The organism is Azospirillum brasilense, assembly GCF_001315015.1.
Taxonomy (GTDB): domain Bacteria; phylum Pseudomonadota; class Alphaproteobacteria; order Azospirillales; family Azospirillaceae; genus Azospirillum; species Azospirillum brasilense.
Window position 1 is genome coordinate 501,847 of record NZ_CP012915.1, and the last position, 24,835, is coordinate 526,681.

Here is a 24,835-nt window from a genome sequence, read left to right on the forward strand (position 1 = left end):
GAGAGGGGATCAAACGGGGAAAGCCCTCACGCCACCTTGGCGTGGGCGATGGCTTCGCGGACGCTCACGCCCTTGCGCAGGATGTTGTCCACGGCGCGGCCCTGCACCATCGTGATGCCGACCTTATTGGCATAGACGAGGCTCGACACGCTGTCGCAGCGCGCCAGGATGAACTTGCAACGGTCCTGCTCCTGGATCCGCTCCATGAAATACTTCTCGAAGGTCGGGTCCATCTCCAGCATGTCGTTGGACCAGAAGATCTTCGCATAGTCGGCGTTCAGGTATTCCAGATCGAAGTTCGTCACCCAGAAGGGGTTCAGCCCGTCCACCGCGATCTGGTAACGGCGATCCTGGGCGAATTCCACGACCTCGTTGAACAGCGACAGATTCTCGATCAGGTCGCCCTTGGAGATTTCCAGCACCACCTGCCCGCGGAAATCGAGCGGAAGCCGCTCGTCGAACTTCACGAAGCCGGTGGAGATGACCGTGGACAGGTTGATGTTGATGCCGATGCGCCGGCCCCGCATGAAGCTGAGGCCGTGGTTCAGCGCCCGCAGCACCGATTGGTCGAGGTTGGCCGTGAAATAGTTGAACAGCCACTTGTTGGCCGTGATGTCGTAGTCCGGGCAGAGCCGCTCCTGAAGCAGCTTGATCGAAATGTAGAGTTCGAAATAGGCCATGTCCTCTTCGGCGTTGCGGCCGATGTTGGCAATGGCCTGGTTGAAGAGGAAAGGCGACAGGTCGAACATCTGCATGGAGCGTTCGAGCTTCGCCATCTCCTCCAGCGTGATCGGCGGCTTCGTCTCGTTGGAATGATCGCCGGTCTCGTTGGCCTGCAATTCTTCGATGAAACGGATGACGTTGATGAAGTTCAACGCCAGTTCCATGATCGAGTAGAGCGAGAACTCCTTGTAGGGATTCGCTCCGGTCAGCGTCGTTTTCGCCAGGAAGATCTGCTCGACCTTCTGGCACACGTCGGTGACGCCGGTCAGCTTCAGCCCCTTGTAGAGGATGATGACGTCGCCGTTGGAAATGTTGAAGGATTGCAGATAGGAGGCCTTGCTCGCCAGTTCCTGGATGATCGTGCGGACGATCATCTGGCTGGAGGGGTCCTTGTCCCGCAGCAACGACAGGTGCATGTGGATCAGGCGCATGCCCTGCAGTTCGGACTTCGCGGAGCGGAGCAGATTCAGCAGTTTGTCGTTGTCAAATTCGGGCTTCTGGTCCTTCGCGGCGGCGACGGCAGCCTGCTTCTCCGTCGTGGAGAGGCGGACGCGGTCGCGTCCCATGGGTGGTTTGCCGCCGAACTTGCTCATACGCGAAATCCCCCGGGTGTGCGCATAGGGCGTGTGCGCACCTTATAGGCGAGAATTCCATCCGCGAACCAAACCGCACCGATACACGGCATGGATACGGAGCCCGTGACTTATTAGCCCTGACCTTTTTTAACAATGCCTTAAAGCGCTGTTAATTGCGATGAAATGTTTCATAATTTTGGCTAAACGTCGCGAAGCTGCCCGAACCTGTAACGTCCCGAACCGACTCTTGCGCCACTCTGGAACGATTCTGGATGGGGCCGTTTATGACCCCTCTCCATTGCCGGCCGGAACGATGCGGACACGGCGGTCCAGCACCGCCAACCCAATGCGGCCGTGCTTCAGCGCCAGCGCGTCCTCGCCGAACAATTCACGGCGCCAGCCCTGCATCGCCGGTACTTGGGCCTCGTCGTCCGCGGCGATGGCCTCCAGATCGGCAGCGGAGGCGATCAGCTTGGACGCCACGTTGTTTTCTTCGCACTTCATCTTCAGAAGTACGCGCAGCAACTCAACGATGGGTTGCAGTCCGGGCGGCGGCTCCTCGCGCGGCTCGACGCGTGGTAGCTCGGACTCCGGCAAATCCAGCCCCTTCTGGACGCAGGATAGCACCTCGGCGCCCTGGCGGCCTTCCGCGAAGCCGCGGCCCATGCCGCGGGTGCGGGCGAGGTCATCCACGCTGGTCGGGGCGTGGGCGGCAATCTCCAGCAGCGCCTCGTCCCGCAGCACGCGGGAGCGGGGCAGGTCGCGGCGCTGCGCCTCGCGCTCCCGCCACGCCGCCAGCTCCTTCAGCACGGCCATGAAGCGCGGCTTGTTGGTCCGCACCTTCAGCCGCAGCCAGGAACTGTCCGGGTCCGTCTGGTAGGTGGCCGGATCGGTCAGGACGGCCATCTCCTCCTCCAGCCAGTGGGCGCGGCCGGAGCGGACGAGGCGGCGCTTCAGCTTCTCATAGGCCGGGCGCAGGTGGATCACGTCGGACAGGGCGTAGGTCAGCTGCCGCTCGGTCAGCGGGCGGTGCGACCAGTCGGTGAAGCGGCTGGACTTGTCGATGCGCGCCCCGGCCAGCTTGGTGACCAGCGTCTCGTACCCCACGCTCTCGCCGAAGCCGCAGACCATGGCGGCGACCTGCGTGTCGAACAGCGGGTGGGGGATCTGGCCGGACAGGTGCCAGAAGATTTCCACGTCCTGCCGGGCGGCGTGGAACACCTTGAGGATCGCCGGGTCCACCATCACGCGGAACAGCGGCGCAAGGTCGATGCCTTCGGCCAGCGGGTCGATGGCGACCGCGCCGTTCGGCCCGCCGACCTGCACGAGGCAGAGCTGCGGCCAATAGGTCTTCTCGCGCAGGAATTCGGTGTCGACGGTGATGTAGTCCACCCCGGCCAGCGAGCGGCAGAAGGCGTCAAGGTCTTCGGTGGTCGTGATGAGTGTCATGCGGGCTTCATACACGAGCGCGCGACCGCGTGAAAGCTCGCCCTTCGGCAACTCTCCCAGCGTGCAGCGGACGCGGATGGCGACTTGACATTCCCGCGCTGTCGGTGTGGTGTGTCGGGCCGCCTTTCCGCGCAGGATTCCGACCTTTTCCAAGGTGTTTCGACCCATGCACCCCTACCGCACGCACACCTGCGGCCAGCTTCGCGAAGAGAACGCCGGTCAGATTGTCCGCCTGTCGGGCTGGATCAACCGCAAGCGCGACCATGGACAGCTCCTGTTCATCGACCTGCGCGACCATTACGGCCTGACGCAGTGCGTGGTCGACACCTCCAACCCGGCCTTCCAGGCGGCGGAGCGGCTGAAGCTGGAATCGGTCATCACCGTGACCGGCAAGGTGGTCAAGCGCACGGCGGAGACCATCAACGACCGCCTGCCGACCGGCCGCATCGAGGTGCAGATCGCCGAGCTGTCGGTGCAGGGCGAGGCGGAGCAGATTCCGCTGCAGGTCAACCAGGATACGGATGCCGGCGAGGACGTGCGCCTGCGCTACCGCTTCCTCGACCTGCGCCGCGAGCGCATCCACGAGAACATCCTGCTGCGCTCGCGCGTCATCGCGTCGGCGCGCCGCCGCATGATCGACCAGGGCTTCACCGAGTTCCAGACACCGATCCTGACCGCCTCCTCGCCGGAGGGTGCCCGCGACTATCTGGTGCCCAGCCGCAACCATCCGGGCAAGTTCTACGCGCTGCCCCAGGCGCCGCAGCAGTTCAAGCAGCTGCTGATGGTCGCCGGGTTCGACCGCTACTTCCAGATCGCCCCCTGCTTCCGCGACGAGGACGCCCGCGCCGACCGTTCGCCGGGGGAGTTCTACCAGCTCGACTTCGAGATGTCCTTCGTCACCCAGGAGGACGTGTTCGCCGCCATCGAGCCGGTGCTGCACGGTATCTTCGACGAGTTCGGCGGCTTCCGCCGCGAAACGCCGCCGGCCATCGACAAGCCGCCCTTCCGCCGCATCTCCTTCGCGGAGTCGATGCTGAAGTACGGCAACGACAAGCCGGACCTGCGCAACCCGCTGGAGATCACCGACGTCACCGCCGTCTTCAAGCGCGACGACGTGGAGTTCCGCGCCTTCAAGCAGACGCTGGAGAAGGGCGGCGTGGTCCGTGCCATCCGCGCCCCGAAGGTGTCCGACAAGCCGCGCAGCTTCTTCGACAAGCTGAACGACTGGGCGCGCGGTCTCGGCGCTCCGGGCCTCGGCTACATCATCTTCGAGGCGGCGGGCGGCAAGGGCCCGATCGCCAAGTTCGTGCCGGAGGCCGCCCAGGCTGAGCTGCGCGCGGCGGCGGGCGTGGAGGACGGCGACGCGGTCTTCTTCGTCTGCGACCAGCCCGGCCCGGCGGCCAAGCTGGCCGGCTTCGCCCGCACGAAGATCGGCGAGGAACTGGACCTGATCGAGAAGAACGCCTTCCGCTTCTGCTGGATCGTCGACTTCCCGATGTACGAGCTGGACGAGGAGACCAACAAGGTCATCTTCAGCCACAACCCCTTCTCCATGCCGCAGGGCGGCCTGGAGGCGCTGAACACGATGAACCCTCTGGACATCAAGGCGTACCAGTACGACATCGTCTGCAACGGCGTGGAGCTGTCGTCGGGTGCCATCCGGAACCATCTGCCGGAGCTGATGTACAAGGCGTTCGAGATCGCCGGCTACCCGCCGGAGGAGCTGGAAGCCCGCTTTGGCGGCATGCTCAGCGCCTTCAAGCTGGGCGCCCCGCCGCACGGCGGCTCGGCTCCGGGCATCGACCGCATCGTGATGCTGCTGGCCGACGAGCCGAACATCCGCGAGGTCATCGCTTTCCCGCTCAACCAGCGCGCGGAAGATCTGCTGATGCAGGCCCCGGCCCCGGTGGATCAGGCACGCCTGCGCGAACTGCACCTGAAGCTGGATCTGCCGAAGCCGAAGGTCGCCGCCGAGACGCCGAAGGCCGCCACCTGACGGTTCAAGCTATTCTTTCCCTTCCCGTTTCGATGGGGAGGGAAAGGGCGGCCAATAAGAAAGCCCCCCGTCCGCGAGGCCGGGGGGCTTTCTTGTTCGGAGGACCGGAAAAGCGTCAGGCCGCGACGGTGCCGACGGGGGCCGAGCCGATCATGCGGTAATAGTTGGAATCGACCAGGACGAGGCAGCTCAGCGTCTTCGCGTCGCCCTCGTCCTCCGTGCTGACCACGCGGGCATGCGGGATGCCGAACAGGGTTACGGTCTCCCGCACGCGCCAGGACCGCCCGTTGGTCGCGCCAACGGTCTGGAACACCTGTCCAACCAAAACCTGCTTCTTGGCCATAGGAAAACCCTCATCCTGCTGTCGGTGCGTGACATAAATCCGCGGCGGCGTGGCGCGCACCATGCACAGCCTAGGCCAGTTTCCTCAAAACATGGCAGAATCAATTGTAACGAAATGCGCCATGGGCTGTGACCTTTGCACTTGGCCGTCAGCAGCCCGATTTCGGCAGCGCCTCCACCTTCTCCAAAATGGCGTTCACTGTGAAGTCCCCGTAGTCGATCTGCATGGATTCGGCGACGCCGTTCTGCAGCAGGCGCAGGCTCATCTCATACTCCGGCTGGGCCGAGTCGCTTTTCAGCGGGAAGAAGGCCATGCGCACCGGCCATGCCTTCTTGCCCTTCAGCAGCGGGTCGGCACCGTCCTCCTTGATCGGCGCCGCCGCGCCGATGACCGTGGACACTTCGGTCGCCCCTTCCGAATCGGCGCCGTCGAAGACAACCCGGTTGAAGAAGGTCTCGCCCGCGCTGGCGTGGTCGAGCACCGCCAGAGTATGGGCCGTCGGAAACATGGTGTTGGGGGGCAGTTCCATGTCCTGGGGCTCCGGCTTCGAGAAGGCGGCGCTGCCGGTGCCGTCCTTGGCCAGCCGGGCGTCGCCGCGCACCTCCTCGTCCTCCTCCCCATTGATCAGCTTGCGGACGTTGAAGCGGTAACGCTGGCCGTCCTTGGCCTCCCACGTCGTGTAGTTGGTGGTCATCGCCATCTCGTCGCCTTCGGCGTAGACGAAACGGAGCTGGAAGCGCTGCTCCGTCGTCCAGCCGTCACAGGCGTCGGCCCATTCGAACAGCATGCGGCCCCGAACGTCGCTGACCTTGGAGCTGTTGCGGGCGGACAGCAGCGACATCTTGTAGACGGCGCGGTGCGGCAGGATGCCCGCCGCGGCACCGGCCGCCGCTCCCACCGCCGCGCCGGCCGCGTTGGCGGGGGCCGCCTGGGCCGGGCCGGCGGCGGGAAGAGCGGTCAGGGACACCAGGAACGCGCCGAGGGTCGCGCAAAGGGCGAGGCGGGCGGCGGAGCGGCGGTTCTGCAAAGCGACATCCACAGGTGATTGGCAGCGTCGGATGGATTATGGGTGTTTCGGCGTCGGAGCGGAAGGCCCGACCCCCCGAATAAACGGAAGGCTGAGGACTGATTCATGCGCAGCGACTCTCCCGCATCACGGCCCGTACTTCTGGTGACCCGGCGCCTGCCCGACGCGGTGGAGACCCGCGCCGCGCGCGATTTCGACGCCCGGCTCAACCAGCAGGACCGCGCGCTGTCCGGCGCCGACATCGCGGCCCTGGCGGGGGAGGCCGGTGCCCAGGGCATCCTCTGCACCGCCGGTGACCGGCTGGACGCCGCGGCCATCGCGGCCCTGCCCGAGGCTGTCCGGATCGTCGCCACCTTCTCGGTCGGCACCGACCACATCGACCTGAACGCGGCCAAGGCGCGCGGCCTGATCGTCACCAACACCCCGGACGTGCTGACCGACGCGACCGCTGACATCGCGCTGCTGCTGATGCTGGGCGCGGCGCGTCGCGCGTCGGAAGGGGAGCGGATGATCCGCGCCGGAACCTGGACCGGTTGGACGCCCACCCAGCTTCTCGGCACCCATCTGGGCGGAAAGCGGCTGGGCATCATCGGCATGGGCCGAATCGGGCAGGCGGTGGCGCAGCGGGCGCGGGCCTTCGGCATGACCATCCACTATTCCAACCGGCGCCGTTTGCCCTCCGACCAGGAGGCTGGGGCCGTCTATCACGCCGATCCCGAGGCGATGCTGGCGGTTTGCGACGTGCTGTCGCTGCATTTCCCGGCGACTCCGGAAACCACCCATTGGCTGAACGCGGATCGCATCGGGCGCCTGCCGCCAGGGGCCATCGTCGTCAACACCGCCCGCGGCTCCGTCGTTGACGACGAGGCCCTGATCGCCGCCCTGGCCTCTGGACGGTTGGCTGCCGCTGGGCTGGACGTGTTCGAGAACGAGCCGAATCTGCACGCCGGCTACCGCGGGCTGGAGAACGCCTTTCTGCTGCCTCACCTGGGCAGCGCCACGGTGGAGACCCGCAATGCCATGGGCTTCAAGGCGCTGGACAATCTGGACGCTTTCTTCGCCGGGACGGCACCGCCGGACTGTGTGGTGTGATGATGGTGCGAGCGGACCTGTCCGATCCCGGACAGGCCATTTGTTCGAAAGCCGTTCAAAATAAAAAATAAATCAAAAATAGATAAAATTTTCCGCAACGGGCCGTTCTCTGGGCAGAATCTGCCCAGGCGCGGCCTTGCCCGGCAGAAGTTGCCGGGACGAAAGGCCTAGGCTTCTGGAATCCTTATGTGGCACGGCGATTGCTGTGAATACGGCGCAGCCAGTGCCGATCATGTGGAGAAAGCCCATGAGCGCCGTCGTGACCACCCAGGACCCGGACGTCATTGCCGCCGAACATCACGACGGACTGCCTTTCGACCGTGGGACCCACGACCGTCTGCTGCGAATGTCCCCATTGCGTGGCTCCCGCATCGCCCATGCGGCGGCGCCGGTGACCTTGGAGGCTTCGGCCCTGGAAAGCCAGCTTGCCGAGGCCCGCGCCACCATTGCCGAACAGCGTGAACGGATCGCCTACCTGGAAAGCCTGTCCATGACGGACGAACTGACCGGTCTGCTGAACCGCCGCGGCTTCTTCAGCCATTTCCGGCGTGAGATCGCCGCCGCGCGGCGGCAGAGGGCCAAGGGAAACGGCAAGGGCGGCGGGGTGCTGGTCATCATCGATCTGGACGGCTTCAAGCGGATCAACGACACCCACGGCCATATGGCCGGCGACGCCTATCTGCGGCAGGTCGCCCGGCTGCTCGTCGGTGCGGTTCGCGAGGAGGATGTGGTAGCCCGCCTGGGTGGGGACGAGTTCGCCCTGCTGCTGGCGAACACCGACGCAGCCTGCGGCGCTGTCCGCGCCCGGCAGATCGCCACGGCGGCCTGTCGGCGCGGCGTACAATGGAACAACGCGGACCTTCCGATCCGCTTTTCCTTCGGGGTGCAGCCCTATGGGGCCGACGACCGGGAGGAGGAGGTGATCCGTCTCGCCGATTCCCACATGTACAGCAACAAGGCCGGGCGTCGCCCGCACTCGTCGGGACACAAGGCCGCGCGGCCCGGCGCGCGTTCCGCGGCGAACCGTCGGGCCACCGGCTGAGCCGGGCCGCGCCGCGCGGAACCCGGATTGGTCAGCCTGTCGCACCCCCCAAGCCGCGCTTGACCGGACGGTGATCCCGCCGCAGCATCTGCACCTTTCCGTCGCAAAGGTGTCTGCTCTGAACACGTCTTCGGATCGTCCGAATCCCCCATTGCCCCAATCCCCGACTGAGCAATCATCCACCCGCGCTGTCGCCGACGCGATACAGCCGCATGGCGCCCTGGTGGCGTTGCGCAGCGATGGTACGACGATCCTTGCTTGCAGCGCCAACACGGCGGAATTCCTCGGCTTGGCTCCGGAGCGGTTGTTGGGCCGCAGCATCGACGTGCTGGAACTGCCCGAGCTTGCGGCGTTGCTGACGGAACTGCGCGCCTTGCCGCCGGACCTCCGGGCGTTGGGGTTGCATGCGGCCGTGACACCGCCGGGAGGAGAGCCGCTTCCGGCCTTCCTGCACGAGCATGGCGGACGGGCAATTCTGGAGGTCGAGCGGCCACACGCCGGGACGGAGAACAACGCCGCCACGGCACCGCTACTTGGCCTGATGCCGGGGATCGCCGGTCTCCGCGACGCCGCGGGACTGGAGGCCATCGCCGCCCACACCGCCCACGCCGTTCGCCGTATGACCGGCCTTGACCAAGTGATCGTCTGCCGTTTCGATGCCTTCGGCAACGGCGAGGTGGTGGCGAAGGACCAAGCGCCGGACTGGGACCATGCCGCCCCGGACCTTCTCCCTGGTGCCGCCCTGCCGGCGATCGCCTTCGATGGCACCCCGGACGGGAGCCCACGGGTGCGCGTGATCCCTGACCATGCGGCGGAACCAGTTCCCCTGCTGCACGCCGACACGACGGTGCCGCCACCTGATCTGGCCCATGCGCAGTTGCGCAGCCCTGCGCCGGCCCGGTTGGATTTCCTGCGGCGGATGGGAGCGGGGGCGGCTCTGACCGTCCCGGTCGCCCACGGCGGCAAGCCGTGGGGAGTGATCTCTGGCCATCATCGGCGGCCCTACGGGGTGCCGCTGTCCACGCGGATGCTGGTCGCCATGGCCGCCGACGCGCTCAGCCTGATGCTGGATACCGCCGAACGCGCCGTGGAGCGGGAACGCCGCGTCGCTCAGGCCGCGCGGCAGGCGGAGGTGAACCGGGCCAAATCGGACTTCCTGACCGGAATGAGCCATGAGCTTCGCACCCCGCTGAACGCCATCATCGGCTACGCGGATTTCCTGCTGCATCCAGGCACCGGACCGCTGACCGACCGGCAGCGCGACTGCATCGGCAACATCCGTGCCTCGGGTTCACATCTTCTGGAACTCATCAACGACGTGCTGGATCTCTCGAAGATTGAGGCGGGGCATGTCGCGCTGCACGACGAGGATGTGGACGTCGCGGTCGTCGTAGGCGAGGTGTACGCTCTTCAGGAATTGTCACTGGCGTCGGCAGGGCTGGCCTTCGACGCCTCGTTCCCCCGGCCGCTGCCGCGCCTGCGCGCGGACCGCCGATCGTTGCGGCAGATACTGCTGAATCTGCTGTCCAACGCCATCAAATTCACCCCGAAAGGTGGGCGCGTCGCCATCGACGTGACGCGCACGGAGGAGATGTCCGGAGCCGGTCTGCGCATCACCGTGGTCGACAGCGGAGTCGGCATTCCGGAGGAGCACCGCCTCACCGTGCTGGAACCCTTCCGGCAAGTGCCGGGCGACCGCATTCGCAGCGGCGCCGGAACCGGTTTGGGTCTGCCCATCGTGCGCTCCCTGGTGGAGGCCCATGGCGGGCGGCTGGCCCTGTCCAGCGCGCCGGGGCAGGGCACACGCATCGACCTGCATTTCCCGCCGGACCGGGTGATCGCATGACGGAATGGGTGGAATCCTTGGAACTTCACGGGATGCCGCGGGCCGTGGGCGGCATCGCTAACGACAATTTAACCGTCGCGGCGGGACAGTGAACGGGCTATACCGGTCTCTCCGGGTGTGGTCGCTGCAAGCAGGAGCGCGGGTGGCACGATGCTCGCGGAACCGAACAGCCCCAAGAAGGCGCCGATGGACGACCGAACCGTGAAGCGTGTCCTGATCGTCGAGGACAACGAGCTGAACATGAAGCTCTTCCACGATCTGCTGGAGGCGCACGGCTACGCGACGCTTCAGACCCGCAGCGGCATGGATGCCTTGGCCATGGCGCGGGAGCACCATCCGGACCTGATCCTCATGGACATCCAATTGCCGGAAGTGTCGGGGCTGGAAGTCACACGCTGGATCAAGGATGATCCGGCGCTCAAGTCCATTCCGATCATCGCAGTGACCGCCTTTGCGATGAAGGGGGACGAGGAAAAGATCCGTGAGGGTGGCTGCGAAGACTACATCGCCAAGCCGATCTCGGTGACGAAGTTCCTCGAATCTGTTCAAAAGTTCCTCCGCTAACCTGTTACGGGATCGGTCGCACGTTCCATGTCCGCTCGCGTCCTCGTCGTCGACGATGTCCTTCCGAACGTGAAGCTGCTCGCGGCGAAGCTGACGCGCGAGTATTTCAACGTCATCACCGCCAGCAATGGCCCCGAAGCGCTGGAGATGGTCCGGCGGGAGTCGCCAGACATCGTTCTGCTCGACGTCATGATGCCCGGCATGGACGGGTTCGAGGTGTGCGAGAAGATCCGTTCCAATCCCGCGACCATGCACATCCCGGTGGTGATGGTCACAGCCCTGTCGGACGGCGCCGACCGTGTGCGCGGGCTGGAGGCCGGAGCCGATGATTTCCTGACCAAGCCGGTCAACGACATCGCTCTGTTCGCGCGGGTGCGGTCGCTCGTCCGCCTGAAGATGATGATGGACGAGTGGCGGTTGCGCGAGACGACCTCCGGCCAACTGGGGGTGCTGGAGCCAACCGGCACGCTGAACAGCGAATCCTTCGAGGGAGCCCGCGTTCTGGTGCTGGAGGACTCGCTTCTTGATCTGGGCAGGGTTGCGGAGACGCTGAAGCGCGACCATGGTCACGTGATGAGTGCCGACACCTGCGCCGCGGCGTTGGAACGCGCGCTGGGCGACGACCTGGATCTGGTGGTCATCAGCCTGACGCTGATGAACGAGGATGGCCTGCGCCTATGCTCCCAACTCCGCTCGCACGAGCGAACCCGGCAGGTGCCGATCCTGCTGATGGTGGAAGAGGGTGATCTGAACCGCGTCGCCAAGGGGTTGGAACTCGGCGCCAACGACTACATCAGCAAGCCCATCGACCGGAACGAGCTGCTGGCCCGTGCCCGCACCCAGATCCGGCGCAAGCGCTATCAGGAACGGCTGCGCGCGAACTACGAGCAGAGCCTGTCCATGGCGCTCACCGACAGCCTCACGGGCGTCTTCAACCGCCGTTACATCAATGCCCATCTGCCGCGGCTGCTGGAGCGGGCGATCGACAACCACAAGCCGGTGGCGATCCTGCTGTTCGACATCGACCATTTCAAGGTCGTCAACGACAGCTATGGCCACATTGTGGGGGATGAGGTGCTGAAGGAGGTGTCCAGCCGCGCCAGCCGCAACTTGCGCACCTTCGATCTGGTGGCGCGACTGGGCGGCGAGGAGTTCGTGGTCATCCTGCCCGACACCGATGCCGACGCGGCTCTGACAGTGGCGGAGCGGCTGCGCACCCGGATTGCCGACACGCTGTTCAAAGTGTCCGCCGACGTGGGCGAGATCCCGGTCACGGTGTCCATCGGCGTGGCGGTCGGTGGCCGGCTGGGTGACACCGCCGAAGGGCTGATCCGCCGTGCCGACGAGGCTCTGTACGAGGCCAAGCGCGCCGGGCGCAACTGCACTGTCGCCGACCCTCCCGCCAGTGCCCTGATGGCTCCCTGACGATTGCCCTCTGACGACGGGGCCCCGGCGCCCCCCAAAACCATCATCCTTCAGACAAGCAAAAGGCCGCCGGAAGGCGGCCTTTCTGATTCCGGCAGTCCGGGAAACCTTACTTGATCTTGGCTTCCTTGAACTCGACATGCTTGCGCGCCACCGGGTCGTACTTGCGGAACGACAGCTTCTCGGTGGTCTTCTTCGGGTTCTTCTTCTTCACGTAGAAGAAGCCGGTGTCGGCCGTGCTCACCAGCTTGATGAGGACGGTGTTCTGCTTCGCCATGATCTCAATCCCGACTAAAAATCCGTGACCCGCCAGCCCGGCGGGGCGGCGTCGTAGCGGGGGAAGATACCCGCTACAGCCGCGATGTCAAGCCTTTGTAAAGTGGCCGGAAGGGCCGATCGGAGTCCTTTTTTCGCCCGCAATTCGGGGCGGAAAACGACTCAGCGCTCCGCGACGGTGTTGGTGGAGGACAGGGCGACCGCGCGCTGATAAAGCGCCGGTTCGGCGAGAAGGCGCAGCGCCACCTTCAGGTCCAGCTCCGGTTCATGCTCCTTCCACGGGCAGGCCTCGCGCAGGCGGGCCAGCGCCTCCTCGTCGTCGGCGGCACGGGCGCGCCAGCCGGCGAACTGGGTCATCGGGCGCGCCCGGCCGTCGCGCAGATCGGACAGCAGGGCGACGGGATCGTCCTGGCCGGTGCGGCTGGTGCAGACCGTCGGCTGCACGCCCTGGCGGTGCAGGGTATAGCCGGCGGGCGTGTAGATGCGGCTCCAGGTCAGGAACAGCTCACCGTCGTTGGGCAAGCGGGTGACCGTCTGGACGCTGCCCTTCCCGTAGGAGGAGGCGCCCACCACCACCGCGCGGCCCGAGTCCTGGAGTGCCGCCGCCACAACCTCGGCGGAGGAGGCGGAGCGCCCGTCCACCAGAACCACCAGCGGCATGCCCTCGGCGATATCGTCGGGGCCGGCCTCGAAGCGCTGGCGGCTGTCGGGGTGGCGGCCCTCGGTCGTGATGATCTTGCCCTGGGCGATGAACAGGTCGGCCACGGCGACGGCTTGGTCGAGCAGGCCGCCGGGGTTGCCGCGCAGGTCGAGCACGAACCCGCGCAGGCCCTTGCCCAGGCTCTGCCGCGTCGACAGCACGGCGTCGCGCAGGTTGGACGCGGTGGCGGCGTTGAAGCGGTCCACCTTCAGCACGCCGACCTGCTCGGACACGCTGGCGTTCACCGTGTTGGGGACCACGCGCTCGCGCCGGATGGGGGCGCGGCGCGGCGGGTTGTTGTCGCGCGCCACGGTCAGCAGGACCATCGTCCCGGTCGGGCCGCGCAGACGGTCGCGCATGTCCGACTCGTTCAGACGGGCGGTCAGGTCGCCGTCGATGGCGAGAAGTTGGTCGCCGCTGCGGATGCCGGCGCGGTCGGCCGGGCTGCGCGGCAGCACGTTGCGGATCAGTGTGCGCCCGTTCGCCGCCTCCAGCGACAGACCGATCCCGCCATAGCCTTCGCGCTGGGCGCGTTCGCTGGTGGCGCGCTGCGTGCCGGTGTAGCGGGAATAGCCATCCAGGTCCGTCATCACGGCGTCGAGGACGACCTGATAGACCCGCTCCGGTACCGCCTGATAGAGAGTGGGAGAATAAAGACGAGCGCGTTCCACCGCCTTGGTGGTCAAGGCGGCCCAGCCGGCGGCGTCGGACAGCGACGGCGCGGCGTACTCGCCGATCAGGCTCCCGGACACGTACAGGCGGACGGTGTTGCCCTGGCGCTCGGAGCGGGCGGTCGGGTCGATGGTCGCAAGGCCCTTCAGGCCGTCCAGCCCGAGGCGGCCGAAATCGACCTGCTGGAGATACACCTCGGCGATCTTGCCGTATGCGACGGCAAAGACCTGCTCGCTGATGAAGGCGGCTTCGGTCGCGGCAGCTTCGGCCGGACGGGGCAGCGTCCCGCCGAGGCTTCCGAGACCAATCGCGAGCATGGCGGCCGCGAGCGGGACCGACAGACGCCCGCGCGGCGAAAATCCTCGTTTCCGTATGCCCATGGCGCGCCGTACGCGGCCTCCTTTCCCACAGGCGGACCCGGACGGTCGCCCGCCGGATTCGAATGGATAAGGAATAGCACTTCAGAAATGAGGGCCGGCGGGACAAAAGACGGGGGCAAGACTCTTTGTCGTGGAATGTCCACCACTGTGACTCAGCGGCCACGCTTCCGTTGCTTCTGGGTTGCGCGGCCCGCGAAACGGGCGCTTCGCGGGGGGCGGTCAGGGTGGCTGGATTGCAACGGATGATCGGTGCTGCCAACGAAATCCCCGGCGGAAGCGCCCTCGGCGCGGGGCAGGGCGAACAGGGTGCTTCCGGTCAACGGATCGGCCTCCATCAGAACCACCTTCACCGCGGCGCCCAGCCGGTAGCTGCGCCCCGTACGTTGCCCGACCAGGGCGTGGGCGCGCTCGTCATGCTCATACTGGTCGTCGGGCAGAGTGCTGGCGGGTATCAGCCCGTCCGCCCCGTTCTCGTCCAGCCGGATGAACAGGCCGAAGCGGGTGACCCCGGAAATCCGCCCGGTGAAGAGGGCGCCCACACGGTCGGCCAGGAAGGCGGCGGTGAAGCGGTCGATGGCGTCGCGCTCGGCGGTGGCGGCGCGGCGTTCGGTCATCGAGATGTGCTCGCCGATGTCGGTCAGCCCGGCCATGGCCGCGTCGTCCAGCCCACCCGGCCCCAGACCGTGGGCGCGGATCAATGCGCGATGGACGATCAGGTCGGCGTAGCGGCGGATCGGCGAGGTGAAATGAGCGTAGCGGTCGAGCGACAGGCCAAAATGGCCGATGTTCTCCGGGCTGTATTCGGCCTGCGACTGGCTGCGCAGGATCACCTCGCTGACCAGTTGCGATTCCGCCGTGCCGGCGGCGCGGTCGAGGACCGCGGTGAAATGGGCCGGGGTCAGCCGGGGCACCCGCGGCAGCGAGTAGCCGATGCCGGTCAGGAATTCCCGCAGCGTCTCCTGCTTGTCGAGCGACGGCTGGTCGTGCACGCGGAACAGGCCGGGCATGCCCGCCCGCTCCAGACTGTCCGCCGCCGCGACGTTGGCGCAGATCATGAATTCCTCAATCAGCCGGTGGCTGTCGAGGCGTTCGCGCGGCGCGATTTCCGCCACCCGCCCGCGCTCGTCCAGCCTCACACGCCGTTCCGGCAGGTCGAGTTCCAGCGTGCCGCGCCGCTGCCGGGCCGCCCACAGACAGGCGAAGGCGCCGTAGAGGGGGGCGATGACCGTCTCCAAAAGCGGTGCCGTCGCCTCGTCCGGCACTCCATCGCGGGCGGCTTGTACCTGCTCGTAGGTCAGGCGCGCGGCGGAGCGCATCAGGCCGCGCACAAAGCGATGCCGCAGGAGCGCGCCGTAGCGGTCGATCCACAGATGCGCCGCGACACAGGCGCGATCCTCCTGCGGGCGCAGCGAGCAGAGGTCGTTGGACAGCGCTTCGGGCAGCATCGGCACGACGCGGTCGGGGAAATAGACGGAGTTGCCGCGCTCGAAGGCCGTGCGGTCCAGCGCCGAGTTCGGGCGCACGTAGAAGGCCACGTCGGCGATGGCGACGAGGAGGTGCCAGCCGCCCTGGTTCGCCGGGTCGGGGTCCGGCTCCGCCCATACCGCGTCGTCGAAATCGCGGGCGTCGGCGCCGTCGATGGTCACCAGCGGAATGTGCCGCAGGTCGGTCCGTCCGGTCAGGGAGGGCACGGCGGCGTGCGATGCCTCGCGCAGGGCGGCGGGCGGGAAGTCGGTGGGCAACCCGTGGGTGTGGATGGCGATCAGGCTGACGGCGCGCGGCTCCGCGGTGTGGCCCAGCCGCTCCGCCACGCGGGCCTGCGGCAGCCCCAGCCGGGCGGCGGGCAGCAGGTCGGCCAGCACCAGTTCGCCCGGCTCGGCGTCGTTGCGGTTGGCCGGCAGGACCAGCAGTTCGGTCTTGTTGCGCTTGTCTGTGGGGACGATGCGCCCGCCGTCCGCGGCGGGGTAATAAACGCCGAGGACGCGTCCCACCGTGCCGTCCAACCGCCGGATGGTGCGCGCTTCGTAAAGCCGGTCGTTGATGCGGTTCAGCTTCGCCAGCACCCGGTCGCCCGTCCCCAGTGTCGGGTGGCCCTTCCGCTCAGGCATCAGGAAGATGCGCGGCGGGTTGCCCTCGCCGGTCCAGGTGACCGGGCGGGCGGTAACCTCGCCGTCCGCATCGGTGCCGGTCACCTCCAGCACGGCGACCTCCGGCAGCGACTGCGGCGGGGCGACGCGCTTGTTGCGCCCACGCTCCACGGAACCGTCGGCCTCCAACTCCTTGAGAAGTGCCTTCAGTCGCTCGCGATCGTCGCTGCCAGACAGCTTGAAGGCGCGCGCGAGTTCGCGCTTGCCGACCGGTGTCGTGCTGGATCGGATGAAGGAGAGGACCATGTCCTTGTCGGGAAAGCTGCCGGAGCGGCGTGGCGTGTCGTTCAAGGGAGTTCGTGCCATGAAGGGTGGATCGCTTAAGTAAGCCCTGAATGCGGTAAATCCAACAGCAACGCCATGATACCGCTGTGGAAGCGCGTCAAAGCCGCTTGTCGGCCATGTTTAGAGTGGGGAAAGTGCCGCTGACGACAACGCCAACCAGTTTCAGGCTCGGTGCGATGGCAAAGAATAAGTTTGGAGAAACTGGTCGTAATGACGTGGAATTCGCACGTAATATCCATATTAGGCATTTGATATTTCTTGAAAAGTCCGCAAAAATATAAAAATCATCCAATACATACATAAAATGTTATAGAAGCGATCATGCAATTAATTATGTGACTTGTCAATCATATGTATTAATATATTAAATAATTACAATAATGATTGTGACTTATGCGCCAGTGGGTGGAAGTTATTAGTTGCATTGCCAGATGGGGTTAAGGTTAGCAATTAACAGACTGCGTGTTTTTTCCGAATGAACAATCAAAGTTTCTTTACGTTAGCGGAAAACGATTTTGTGATTTTTTGATTTTTATTAAAAATCTAGACTTTTTCATTTAATAGTCCAACTCTTTGCGGTGTGCGGCGTCCAGCAATCTAGGGTATACATTATCTATTAAGATAATCCAATAATGACTTATAATCAGGAATTTTCTATCATATTCGTATTTTGTAATGATCTTATTCCCACCGTGGCTTGTGTTTGCGTTTGTGAAAGAGTAGTCTGAATGACACCTGCCAGGGCGGCTGGGTTTGCATTCCACCTTATCTCACAAGAACGCGAGGAATTTCAGATGGCTACCGTGGTTATGATGAAGCATCCGCAAACCGGTCTTACGAAAAAGGGGTTTGTCGGCTTTAGTTGGACGACGTTATTTTTCGGCGGCTTCCCTGCATTGTTTCGCGGAGATTGGGTTATTGGCTTGGTCTTAATTATTTTATCTGTTGTGACATGGGGTATTGCAGGGATTATTGCCGCCTTCCTATACAACAAGCATTACACGACAAAACTCATTGAGGGTGGTTATCAATTTGCTGACACTGAGGCGCTCAACACTATCGCTCGCGCTAAGCTCGGTGTCGGAACAGCGAGCGTCGCTCCGAGTCTTTCATAAGGGCGTTATAGAGCGAGGCGCGGGGGTGGCTGCGTGAAATATTGCGTTGCCATATCCACCTTAGGTTTATGGAGAGTTGGGCGCTTGTGAATATCCTCAGAAACAGTGACGAGCGCTTGAATTTCGAGCTTTGGTGGACTTAGCAGGGCGCGGAAAAACGAGCATATTCCGGCTTCTTGCCTCCGCTGAGGCTGAAAATGCGGGTTTCAGCGGGCGGTCTGGTCGGGACGGAGCGTTTTTCCTCGCTCCGAGGCTCCCGGAACCGCCGTTCAGGCGGATTGCGGGCGCGATTATGCCGCGGCCAGCAACTTGGGCAGGCGGATCAGGTTGTAAGCGGTGGCGGTCAGGGTGAACATCCAACCGACACGGGCTGCTCCGCGATGGCGCGTCTTGCGCAAGCCGGCTCCCTTGATCCAGCCAAAGACCTCTTCGATCCGCTTGCGGACCCGCAGGCTGACGGCGTAGCCGGGGTGGCGGGTGGTCCGGCCGTCGATCGCCGAGCGGCGGTTGCTGGTGTTCCGGGCAACGTGCGGGTGATTGCTCACCGGGCTGGCTGAGCGCGTGATGCTCTTGGCCGGCTTGCGTATTGGCGGTGGGCTGGCGGTCCGGTGTTGCGTTGCGGGGCCGGAGGTGAATCAACAGCGGGATGACGGTTCCGCCGCGCTATCGCCTGAGTGAGGCCGAGAAGGACGCCCCGCTGGCCGAGCAGGCGGCGCTGATCGAGCGCCTAGCGGCGCGGATTGCCGAACTGAAAGCGTTGGTCGGCAAGCCGAAGAAGACCTCGGCGAACTCCCATCTTCCGCCCTCGCAGGATGGCCTCGGGCGCCCGGCCCGAAAGACGAAGCGGCGGCGCAAGCCGCAGCCGTCCCGTCGTGGGGTGTCCCGCCCTCTGACCGAGGAACCGGATCGCACGGAGCGACGCTTGGCCGACGCGTGCCCGCATTGCCGCACGGCGTTGTCAGCGTCGGTGCAGCGGTGCCGGCACCGCTACGACCACATCGACCTGCCCGAGGTCCGCCCGGTGGTGACGCGGGTCGAGCTGTTCGGTGGCCGCTGCGGGCAGTGCGGGCGGCGCCACCGGGCCGGGCCGCCCGTCGCCATGCCGCCGGGGACGCCGTTCGGACCCGGCATCCGCTCCCTGCTCGCCTACCTCCACCACAGCCATCATGTCGGCTTCGAGCGGCTGGCGCGCATGCTCCAGGAGCTGTTCGGGGTGACCATCTCCGAGGGCGCCATCGCCAACGCGTTCCGCCGCATGGGCACGGCGTTCGACACGGCCTGCGCGGCGATCAAGGCCAAACTCTTGAGGGCTTCCATCATCGCCTCGGACGAGACCGCCACGCGGGTTCACGGCGTGACCCAGTGGCAGTGGGTGGCCGCCAGCCAGTCGATCTTCTCCAGCACGATGGCGGTGTCGCGGCGTCGGTACCGGTCGCGGAAGTCGATCTTGGCGCAGAAGGAACAGCGGTAGGGACAGCCGCGCGACGCTTCGACCTCGGCCCCCGCACCGAGCGGGTCGGTGCCGTAGCGGTGGTGATGGTGGTGATGGCGGTTCAGCCATTCGGCGGGCCAGGACAGCGCCGGCAGATCGACGAAGCGGCCAGCGTGCGGGCCGCCGGTGACGACGGTTCCGCCGCCGCCGCGGAAGGCCAGCGCCGGAACGTCGTCCAGCCGGTCGGCAAGGCGTTTTACGATCTCCTCGCATTCACCCCGCACGACAACGTCCACGCCCAGCTTGTCCAGGGCCGCACCGGGGGTGGTCGATCCATGCGGACCCACCGCGACGGTCCGGCCGCCGCGTCCATCCAGTGCCAGCAGGAAATCACGGGGGATTCACAGCTCCGGCGGGGCACAACGCCAGAACAGGTAGGTCGGCGCGGTCGTCACCACGGTCATGGCGGGTGCGAAGCTTCGGCATGGGCCATCCATCGAATGACACTCCCGGCCATCATAACGGGGATCGCCGCGTGTCGCGCCACAAGGTGGCCATGTGGAGCGACTGTCCGCTCAGGCCGTGCCGACAGGCGGAAGCTGATCGAGCAGGGCACGCGCATTGTCCAGGATCTCCGACGGTCCGTCGGCGCCCAGCGCAAAGACAAGGCGGTCGTCCGTCCGGCGCACCTGCCCGGTCCACAGACGCTCCAGCGCTGCTTCGCGCACGGCACGGCAGGGCGTGTCGTTCAGGGTCAGCGATACACCCGAGGGTCCGGCGGCCAGGGCGGCGACGCCCAGCCGCCGGCAGCGCGCGCGGAGGGCGGCGACCGCCAGCAACAGCTCGACCTCCTCCGGCAACGGCCCGAAGCGGTCCTCGATCTCTTCGCGCAACGGCTCGACCGCCGCTTCGTCGCGCAGACGCGAGAGGCGGCGGTGCAGGCCGATGCGCAACTCCTCCTCCGGAAGGTAGGCGGCGGGAATGGTCTGCGGCACGCCGAGGCGCAGTTCGGGGGAATCGTCCGTCTCGGCGCCGGCCAGCGCGCGGGCCAGCAGATGCTGGTACAGCTCGGTTCCGACCAAGCGCAGATGGCCGCTCTGATCGGTTCCCAGCAGATCGCCCGCCCCGCGCTGGTCGAGATCGAGCAAACTGAGGGCGAAGCCGCCGCCCAGGCTTTCGATCGCCTCAAGCGAGCCCAGCCGCCGCTCGGTTCGCTCGCCGAGCGGAGTGTCCGGATCGGTCAGCAGATAGGCGTAGGCCTGCGTTCCCCCGCGCCCGACCCGGCCGCGGAGCTGGTGGAGCTGCCCAAGCCCGAACAGGTCGGGGCGGCGGATCACGATGGTGTTGGCGCGGGGAATGTCGATGCCGGTCTCGATGATGGGGGTTGAGACCAGCACGTCGACCGTTCCTTCCGCCACGTCGACCATGACCTGATCGAGTTCGGCAACGGGGAGACGGCCGTGCGCGACGGCGACCGACAGACCGGGAGCGAGCGCGCGCACCTCGGCCTCCAGCGCAGGCAGATCGGCGATCCGCGGAGCGACACAGAAGCTCTGTCCGCCCCGCGCCTTTTCGCGCATCAAGGCGGACCGGAGAACCGAAGGGGCATAGGGGGCGACCCGCGTGCGCACCGGGCGCCGCCGCACCGGGGGGGTATCGATGACGCTGACTCCGCGCAGCCCCGCCAGCGCCCCCTGCAGCGTCCGCGGAACCGGCGTGGCGCTGAGCGCCAGACAGTGGACGCCGATCGAAAGCCGGGCCAATGCCCGCTTCTGCACGGTGCCGAAGCGCTGCTCCTCGTCGACGACGACCAACGCCAGGTCGGCGAAGCGCACCGTCTTCGACAAGAGGGCATGGGTGCCGACCGCGATCGCCACAGATCCGTCGGCGAGGCCTTCGCGCACGGTTTTTGCGGCCGACGCCGCCATGCCGCCGGTCAACGGCTCAATGCGCAGGCCCAAGCCGGCCAGCCGCCGTCGGAACACCTCCAAGTGCTGGCGGGCGAGCACGCTGGTCGGAGCAAGAACGGCAACCTGCCGGCCGGTGAAGGCGACCGCCGCCGCGGCGCGCAGCGCCACTTCGGTCTTGCCGTAGCCGACGTCGGCGCAGACCAGATGGTCCATGGGGCGCCCGCTGGCGAGTTCGGCCATCACGGCGCTGATGGCGCGCCGCTGGCCTGCGGTCTCCTCGTAGGGGAAGCGGGCGGCGACGCGCCGCATCGGTCCGGCTGGCGGCGCGATCACGGGGGCTTTCGTGCGGGTTCGGCGCTTGGCTTGGCGCACGAGGCTTTTCGCGGTTCGGCCGATCTCGCGCTCCAACTCCGCACGGCGGGTGATCCAATTCCCGCCCTTGAGCCCATCGAGCGCCACCCGGGCGTCGCTGCTGCCGTAGCGCCACACGCGGTCGAGATCGGCCGCCGGCACCAGGAGCCGATTCTCGCGGGCATACTCCATCACCAGAACGTCTTCCGGCTGGCCTCCGGCCTCAACCGTGTCGAGCCCGCGCACCGCACCGATCCCGTAGTCGAGATGGACCGCAAGATCGTTGCACGACAGGTCGACGGGTGCCAGCGGGGCGGCCGGGCCGGCTCCGCCTTCCGGTCGGGGGCGTTGGGCGAGCACCGTAACCCCGTCGAACGTGAAGCCCGCCGCCACCCGAAGCACCAGGGCTGCCGGTGTCGCGGGAGGCCCATCCACCGGCCACCGGTCGAGCACTGGCACCGGCCGGCCGGTCGCCGCCGCCACCCGCTCCGCCATCCTGGCCGCGTCGGCGGCGTTCGCGGCAGCGATGATCACGGATTCGCCCGCGGCGATCCTCTCTCCGGCGAGGCGGGGGAGGGTGCGTTCGGACACCGCCGGCGGCTCGCTGGACGAGGCTTGCCCGCCAGGCTCCAGGGTCAGAACCGCGCGTCCCCGCAACCCTGTCTCCCACGCGTTGCGGTCGAGGTGCATGGCGGATGCGTCGGCTTCCTCCAAGTCGTCGAACCGCGCTTCCAGCCGGTCGCCAACCCCCTCGTCAATGACGACTGGACTGTCGGCAAGAAGCTCAAGCACGCTCGGCAAGCGGTCGTAGGCCAGGGGCAGCAGGCGCTCGAAAGCGTAGGGGCGTCGTCCGGCGGCGAGTTCCTCCGCAAGCCCTGCGGCAATCGGGTCTCTGCGGCTCTCCAGCCCTTGGATCAACCGTGCGACGATCTCCGGTGCCGCCGGGATTTCGGTCACCGGATGAACGGTGATCCGGTTGCAGTCGCCCGTCGAGCGCTGGCTTGCCGGATCGAAGGTCCGTATGCGTGCGACCCGGCCATCGACGATGTCGCAGCGTACCGGACGGTCGGCGTTGCCCGGAAAGATCTCCACCACGGAACCGCGGAATGCGGCCTCCCCCGGTTCGTCGATCCGCTCGTCGAGGATGTAGCCGCCGGCAATCAGGCGCTTCCGCCACGTCTCCTCGTCATAGAGTGTGCCCGTCTCGATGACCAACGCGACGTCAGGCCAGGCGTCGGGCGGCGGAAGACGTTGCAGCGCCGCCTCGGCGGTCGCCAGAACCAGCCGCCCGGCGCCTTTGGCCGGTCGGGACAAGGCGGCAATGGCAGCGGCGCGTTGCCCAAGCACAGTCCGCAATGGCTGGTCCCGCTCGCCAAGGGGGATGTCCCAACCTGGAATAAGGACGACATCAAGGTCCGGCACGGCGTCCCGGATCGCCCTGGCCAGCCGGACAGCCCGGGTGTCGCTGCGGGTTACGACCAATGGCGCCGCCTGTGAACTGGTGGCGCATCTGGCAAGCTCAATTGCCAGAGCGCCTTCGGCTGGGGCGGCGCAGGTCATTGACCGGTCCAACCGGAAAGCGGCTCGGTCGAATTGCATCAAAGATGCAGAATCAGGCATGGCACATTCGTCAGGGGAAATGGGGACGGTTGGCTCTTAACAGCCGGACGCCCATTCATTCCCAACGGAGTGGTGGCCAAATTCGTTGGGCGTTCCGTACGCGCTGCGCCTTTGTGGCCGGTCCGTGTGCTGAACAAGGGGCGGCGACGGCCGCCCCTTTGTCTTTGTGAGGTGCCGCTGTGAGCGTTACCGCTCGATGTCGTCCCGGCGCACGGTGTTCTCCACCCCACCGCGCGACGTTCCGGTTCGGCTGTCCTCGACCTCAACCTCAGTACGGCGAACCGTATCCGACACGGTCTGGGCGCGTTCCTCGACGTCCTTGCGGATGACGACCTCTTCCTTGATCACCGCGCGTTTCTGGACCACCGCCTCCTCGTCGGTTTCGCTCACCTCAATGGTGCGTTCACGGAACGCGTCGGCCGGAACGTCTCCAACCTCACGCATGATGGGACGGCGTTCAACCGAGACCGTCTCGTCGCGCAGACGAACCTGCTCCTCGACCGGAGTTTCGATCACATAGGTGCGCACGCGCACGACCCCGCGCTCCACGGCGCGCTTGCCGATGGACAATTCCTCTTCGGTGACCGGAACCACCTCTTCGCGACCGCTGCCAACCCCAGTGTTCATCGTGGCGTCCGTCGTGGCGTCGGTCGTGTTCACGCTGCGGAATGCTTCGGCCGCGTTGCCGAGCTGGGCAGTGCTTCCCGCCCCGCCAACCGCATAGCGTGCCCGCTCCTCGGCAGCCGACGCTTCGTCATATGGCGCGGCCGTCTCGTCGTAACCCGTCCATCCGGACGAACGGTACGCCTCGCCCCGGTGTTCGATATCGACAACGGTGCCGCGCTCCAGAACCGCGATGGCCCGGTCCACATCCTCATCGTCCAGCCGCAGCTTCAGAAGCGTGCCGCCACGCCGCATCCCCTCGGCATAGACGTGAGCATCGGTGTCCGGGACGTTCCAATTGCTCAGGCGGGACAGGAAGCCGCCACCGCCACCGCCACCGGCGTCGCTGTGCGAGACGATCTCACCGACGCTGCGGTCGAAGCCCTCGGCCTCGAGATCCCGCAGGGCCGCTTCGGCGTCGGCGCGCGTATCGTAAAGGGCAATGATGGTCTTGTTCATGAGCCTAGTCCTCGTTGGGTTGGTCGGTCCTGGCATCCCGCACCCCAGGTTCGTCGATGACTTCGACGATGGCTTCTTCCGAACGGAGAGTGATCGGCTGCTCGGCTTGGACGGTGCTCGTGGTCTTGCGCAGATGGATCTCTTCCCGCAAAACCAGCCGCCGTTCGACCACCAGCATCTCCTCAACCACCGGGATGATGGTTGTGGTGCCATCCTGGCGGATGTCCGGACGGACATCGATGGCACGGTTCACCGGTACCCGAACGACCTCGACATCCTCGCGCTTCAGCTCCTGCCGGACGAGTTCCTCATGTTCGGTGACTCTGGTGGTCACCCGCACACGACCGCGCTCGACCTCGCGTTTGCCAACCGAGGCGGTTTCCTCATGAAGCGGAACGACCTCTTCGCGGTCGCTGGCCATGGCGCACCCTAGCGCAAGAAAAAGTACAGGAGGATCGCGAACACAATCAGCCCGACGATGATCCATGTCCAATTGAGACCACCTGCGCTTGCGGCTTCATAAACACCGAACTTTTTGGGACCTCGATCGTTCGCCATGACGTCATCTCCGGCTGGGCCACTGGGGTCTTAACAGCAACTCCTCTTCACCGTTCCAGTAAAGAAAGGAGAGATGAAAACATGGCGTTGTCTTTTGGCCTGGATGGGCTGGGAGCCCAGCCGTTGCGGCCTTCGAGCGGTGCAGCGATGTGTAAAGACCAGATAAAAATGGTCCAGCTGCACGT

The 24,835-nt window shown here is 65.9% G+C and carries 17 protein-coding genes and 3 pseudogenes; 8 read left to right on the forward strand and 12 right to left on the reverse strand.

Annotated elements, in window-relative coordinates:
* Window positions 1-26: 26 nt before the first annotated feature.
* Both AMK58_RS16025 and rnd read right to left on the reverse strand, forming a co-directional pair.
* A complete protein-coding gene (locus tag AMK58_RS16025) occupies window positions 27-1,316 on the reverse strand; it encodes a hypothetical protein (protein ID WP_167555918.1) in 1,290 nt (429 codons plus the stop codon).
* Between the two features lie 264 nt (window positions 1,317-1,580).
* Window positions 1,581-2,747 carry a ribonuclease D gene (gene rnd, locus AMK58_RS16030; RefSeq protein ID WP_035676660.1) on the reverse strand — a complete coding sequence of 389 codons (1,167 nt, stop codon included), beginning with the start codon at window positions 2,745-2,747 and terminating at the stop codon, window positions 1,581-1,583.
* Between the two features lie 166 nt (window positions 2,748-2,913).
* On the opposite strand from rnd, the gene aspS reads away from it, so the two are divergent.
* Window positions 2,914-4,743: an aspartate--tRNA ligase gene (gene aspS, locus AMK58_RS16035; protein ID WP_035676653.1), complete on the forward strand. Its 1,830-nt coding sequence runs from the start codon at window positions 2,914-2,916 to the stop codon at window positions 4,741-4,743.
* Between the two features lie 115 nt (window positions 4,744-4,858).
* On the opposite strand, the gene AMK58_RS16040 is transcribed toward aspS, so the two are convergent.
* Both AMK58_RS16040 and AMK58_RS16045 read right to left on the reverse strand, forming a co-directional pair.
* Window positions 4,859-5,086 carry a hypothetical protein gene (locus AMK58_RS16040; RefSeq protein WP_035676652.1) on the reverse strand — a complete coding sequence of 76 codons (228 nt, stop codon included), beginning with the start codon at window positions 5,084-5,086 and terminating at the stop codon, window positions 4,859-4,861.
* 148 nt (window positions 5,087-5,234) lie between these two features.
* Window positions 5,235-6,113, reverse strand: a complete 879-nt coding sequence (locus AMK58_RS16045; RefSeq protein WP_211105234.1) for a cell envelope integrity EipB family protein — start codon at window positions 6,111-6,113, stop codon at window positions 5,235-5,237.
* 105 nt (window positions 6,114-6,218) lie between these two features.
* Between AMK58_RS16045 and AMK58_RS16050 the strand changes: the two genes are divergently transcribed.
* From AMK58_RS16050 to AMK58_RS16070, 5 genes are all read left to right on the forward strand, one after another.
* Window positions 6,219-7,205, forward strand: coding sequence for a 2-hydroxyacid dehydrogenase (locus AMK58_RS16050; RefSeq protein ID WP_059399176.1), 987 nt, complete (start codon window positions 6,219-6,221; stop codon window positions 7,203-7,205).
* 247 nt (window positions 7,206-7,452) lie between these two features.
* Complete coding sequence (locus tag AMK58_RS16055) at window positions 7,453-8,247, forward strand: GGDEF domain-containing protein (protein ID WP_079285367.1); 795 nt, start codon at window positions 7,453-7,455, stop codon at window positions 8,245-8,247.
* Window positions 8,248-8,356: 109 nt separating this feature from the next.
* Entirely contained in the window at window positions 8,357-10,093 is a 1,737-nt protein-coding gene (locus AMK58_RS16060) for a sensor histidine kinase (protein WP_276509484.1), read from the forward strand.
* 150 nt (window positions 10,094-10,243) lie between these two features.
* Window positions 10,244-10,657: a response regulator gene (locus AMK58_RS16065; protein WP_079285369.1), complete on the forward strand. Its 414-nt coding sequence runs from the start codon at window positions 10,244-10,246 to the stop codon at window positions 10,655-10,657.
* A gap of 27 nt (window positions 10,658-10,684) precedes the next feature.
* Window positions 10,685-12,082 carry a PleD family two-component system response regulator gene (locus tag AMK58_RS16070; RefSeq protein WP_035676633.1) on the forward strand — a complete coding sequence of 466 codons (1,398 nt, stop codon included), beginning with the start codon at window positions 10,685-10,687 and terminating at the stop codon, window positions 12,080-12,082.
* A 109-nt stretch (window positions 12,083-12,191) separates the two neighbouring features.
* On the opposite strand, the gene rpmG is transcribed toward AMK58_RS16070, so the two are convergent.
* The 3 genes from rpmG to rnr form a co-directional block, all read right to left on the reverse strand.
* A complete protein-coding gene (gene rpmG, locus AMK58_RS16075; RefSeq protein WP_012974790.1) occupies window positions 12,192-12,359 on the reverse strand; it encodes a 50S ribosomal protein L33 in 168 nt (55 codons plus the stop codon).
* A gap of 161 nt (window positions 12,360-12,520) precedes the next feature.
* On the reverse strand, window positions 12,521-14,047 hold the full coding sequence (locus tag AMK58_RS16080) for a S41 family peptidase (RefSeq protein WP_035676640.1): 1,527 nt from the start codon (window positions 14,045-14,047) through the stop codon (window positions 12,521-12,523).
* Window positions 14,048-14,262: 215 nt separating this feature from the next.
* Window positions 14,263-16,563 carry a ribonuclease R gene (gene rnr / locus AMK58_RS16085; RefSeq protein WP_051140439.1) on the reverse strand — a complete coding sequence of 767 codons (2,301 nt, stop codon included), beginning with the start codon at window positions 16,561-16,563 and terminating at the stop codon, window positions 14,263-14,265.
* Between the two features lie 773 nt (window positions 16,564-17,336).
* Between rnr and AMK58_RS29650 the strand changes: the two genes are divergently transcribed.
* A complete protein-coding gene (locus AMK58_RS29650; RefSeq protein ID WP_079285370.1) occupies window positions 17,337-17,657 on the forward strand; it encodes a hypothetical protein in 321 nt (106 codons plus the stop codon).
* Between the two features lie 290 nt (window positions 17,658-17,947).
* Here the strand turns inward: AMK58_RS29650 and AMK58_RS16090 are convergent.
* Window positions 17,948-18,190: pseudogene (locus AMK58_RS16090) on the reverse strand (transposase); the annotation flags it as partial.
* Window positions 18,191-18,303: 113 nt separating this feature from the next.
* On the opposite strand from AMK58_RS16090, the pseudogene AMK58_RS16095 reads away from it, so the two are divergent.
* A pseudogene (locus AMK58_RS16095) lies at window positions 18,304-19,083 on the forward strand (IS66 family transposase); the annotation flags it as partial.
* On the opposite strand, the pseudogene AMK58_RS16100 reads toward AMK58_RS16095, so the two are convergent.
* The 4 genes and pseudogenes from AMK58_RS16100 to AMK58_RS16115 form a co-directional block, all read right to left on the reverse strand.
* Window positions 19,032-19,568, reverse strand: a pseudogene (locus tag AMK58_RS16100) (TIGR04295 family B12-binding domain-containing radical SAM protein); the annotation flags it as partial. The pseudogenes AMK58_RS16095 and AMK58_RS16100 overlap by 52 nt on opposite strands.
* A 96-nt stretch (window positions 19,569-19,664) precedes the next feature.
* Entirely contained in the window at window positions 19,665-22,697 is a 3,033-nt protein-coding gene (locus AMK58_RS16105; protein ID WP_051140438.1) for a DEAD/DEAH box helicase, read from the reverse strand.
* 459 nt (window positions 22,698-23,156) lie between these two features.
* Window positions 23,157-24,092 (reverse strand): YsnF/AvaK domain-containing protein, encoded by a 936-nt coding sequence (locus AMK58_RS16110; RefSeq protein ID WP_035676625.1) that lies wholly within the window; start codon window positions 24,090-24,092, stop codon window positions 23,157-23,159.
* Window positions 24,093-24,096: 4 nt separating this feature from the next.
* A complete protein-coding gene (locus AMK58_RS16115; RefSeq protein WP_051140437.1) occupies window positions 24,097-24,513 on the reverse strand; it encodes a YsnF/AvaK domain-containing protein in 417 nt (138 codons plus the stop codon).
* Window positions 24,514-24,835: the final 322 nt, after the last annotated feature.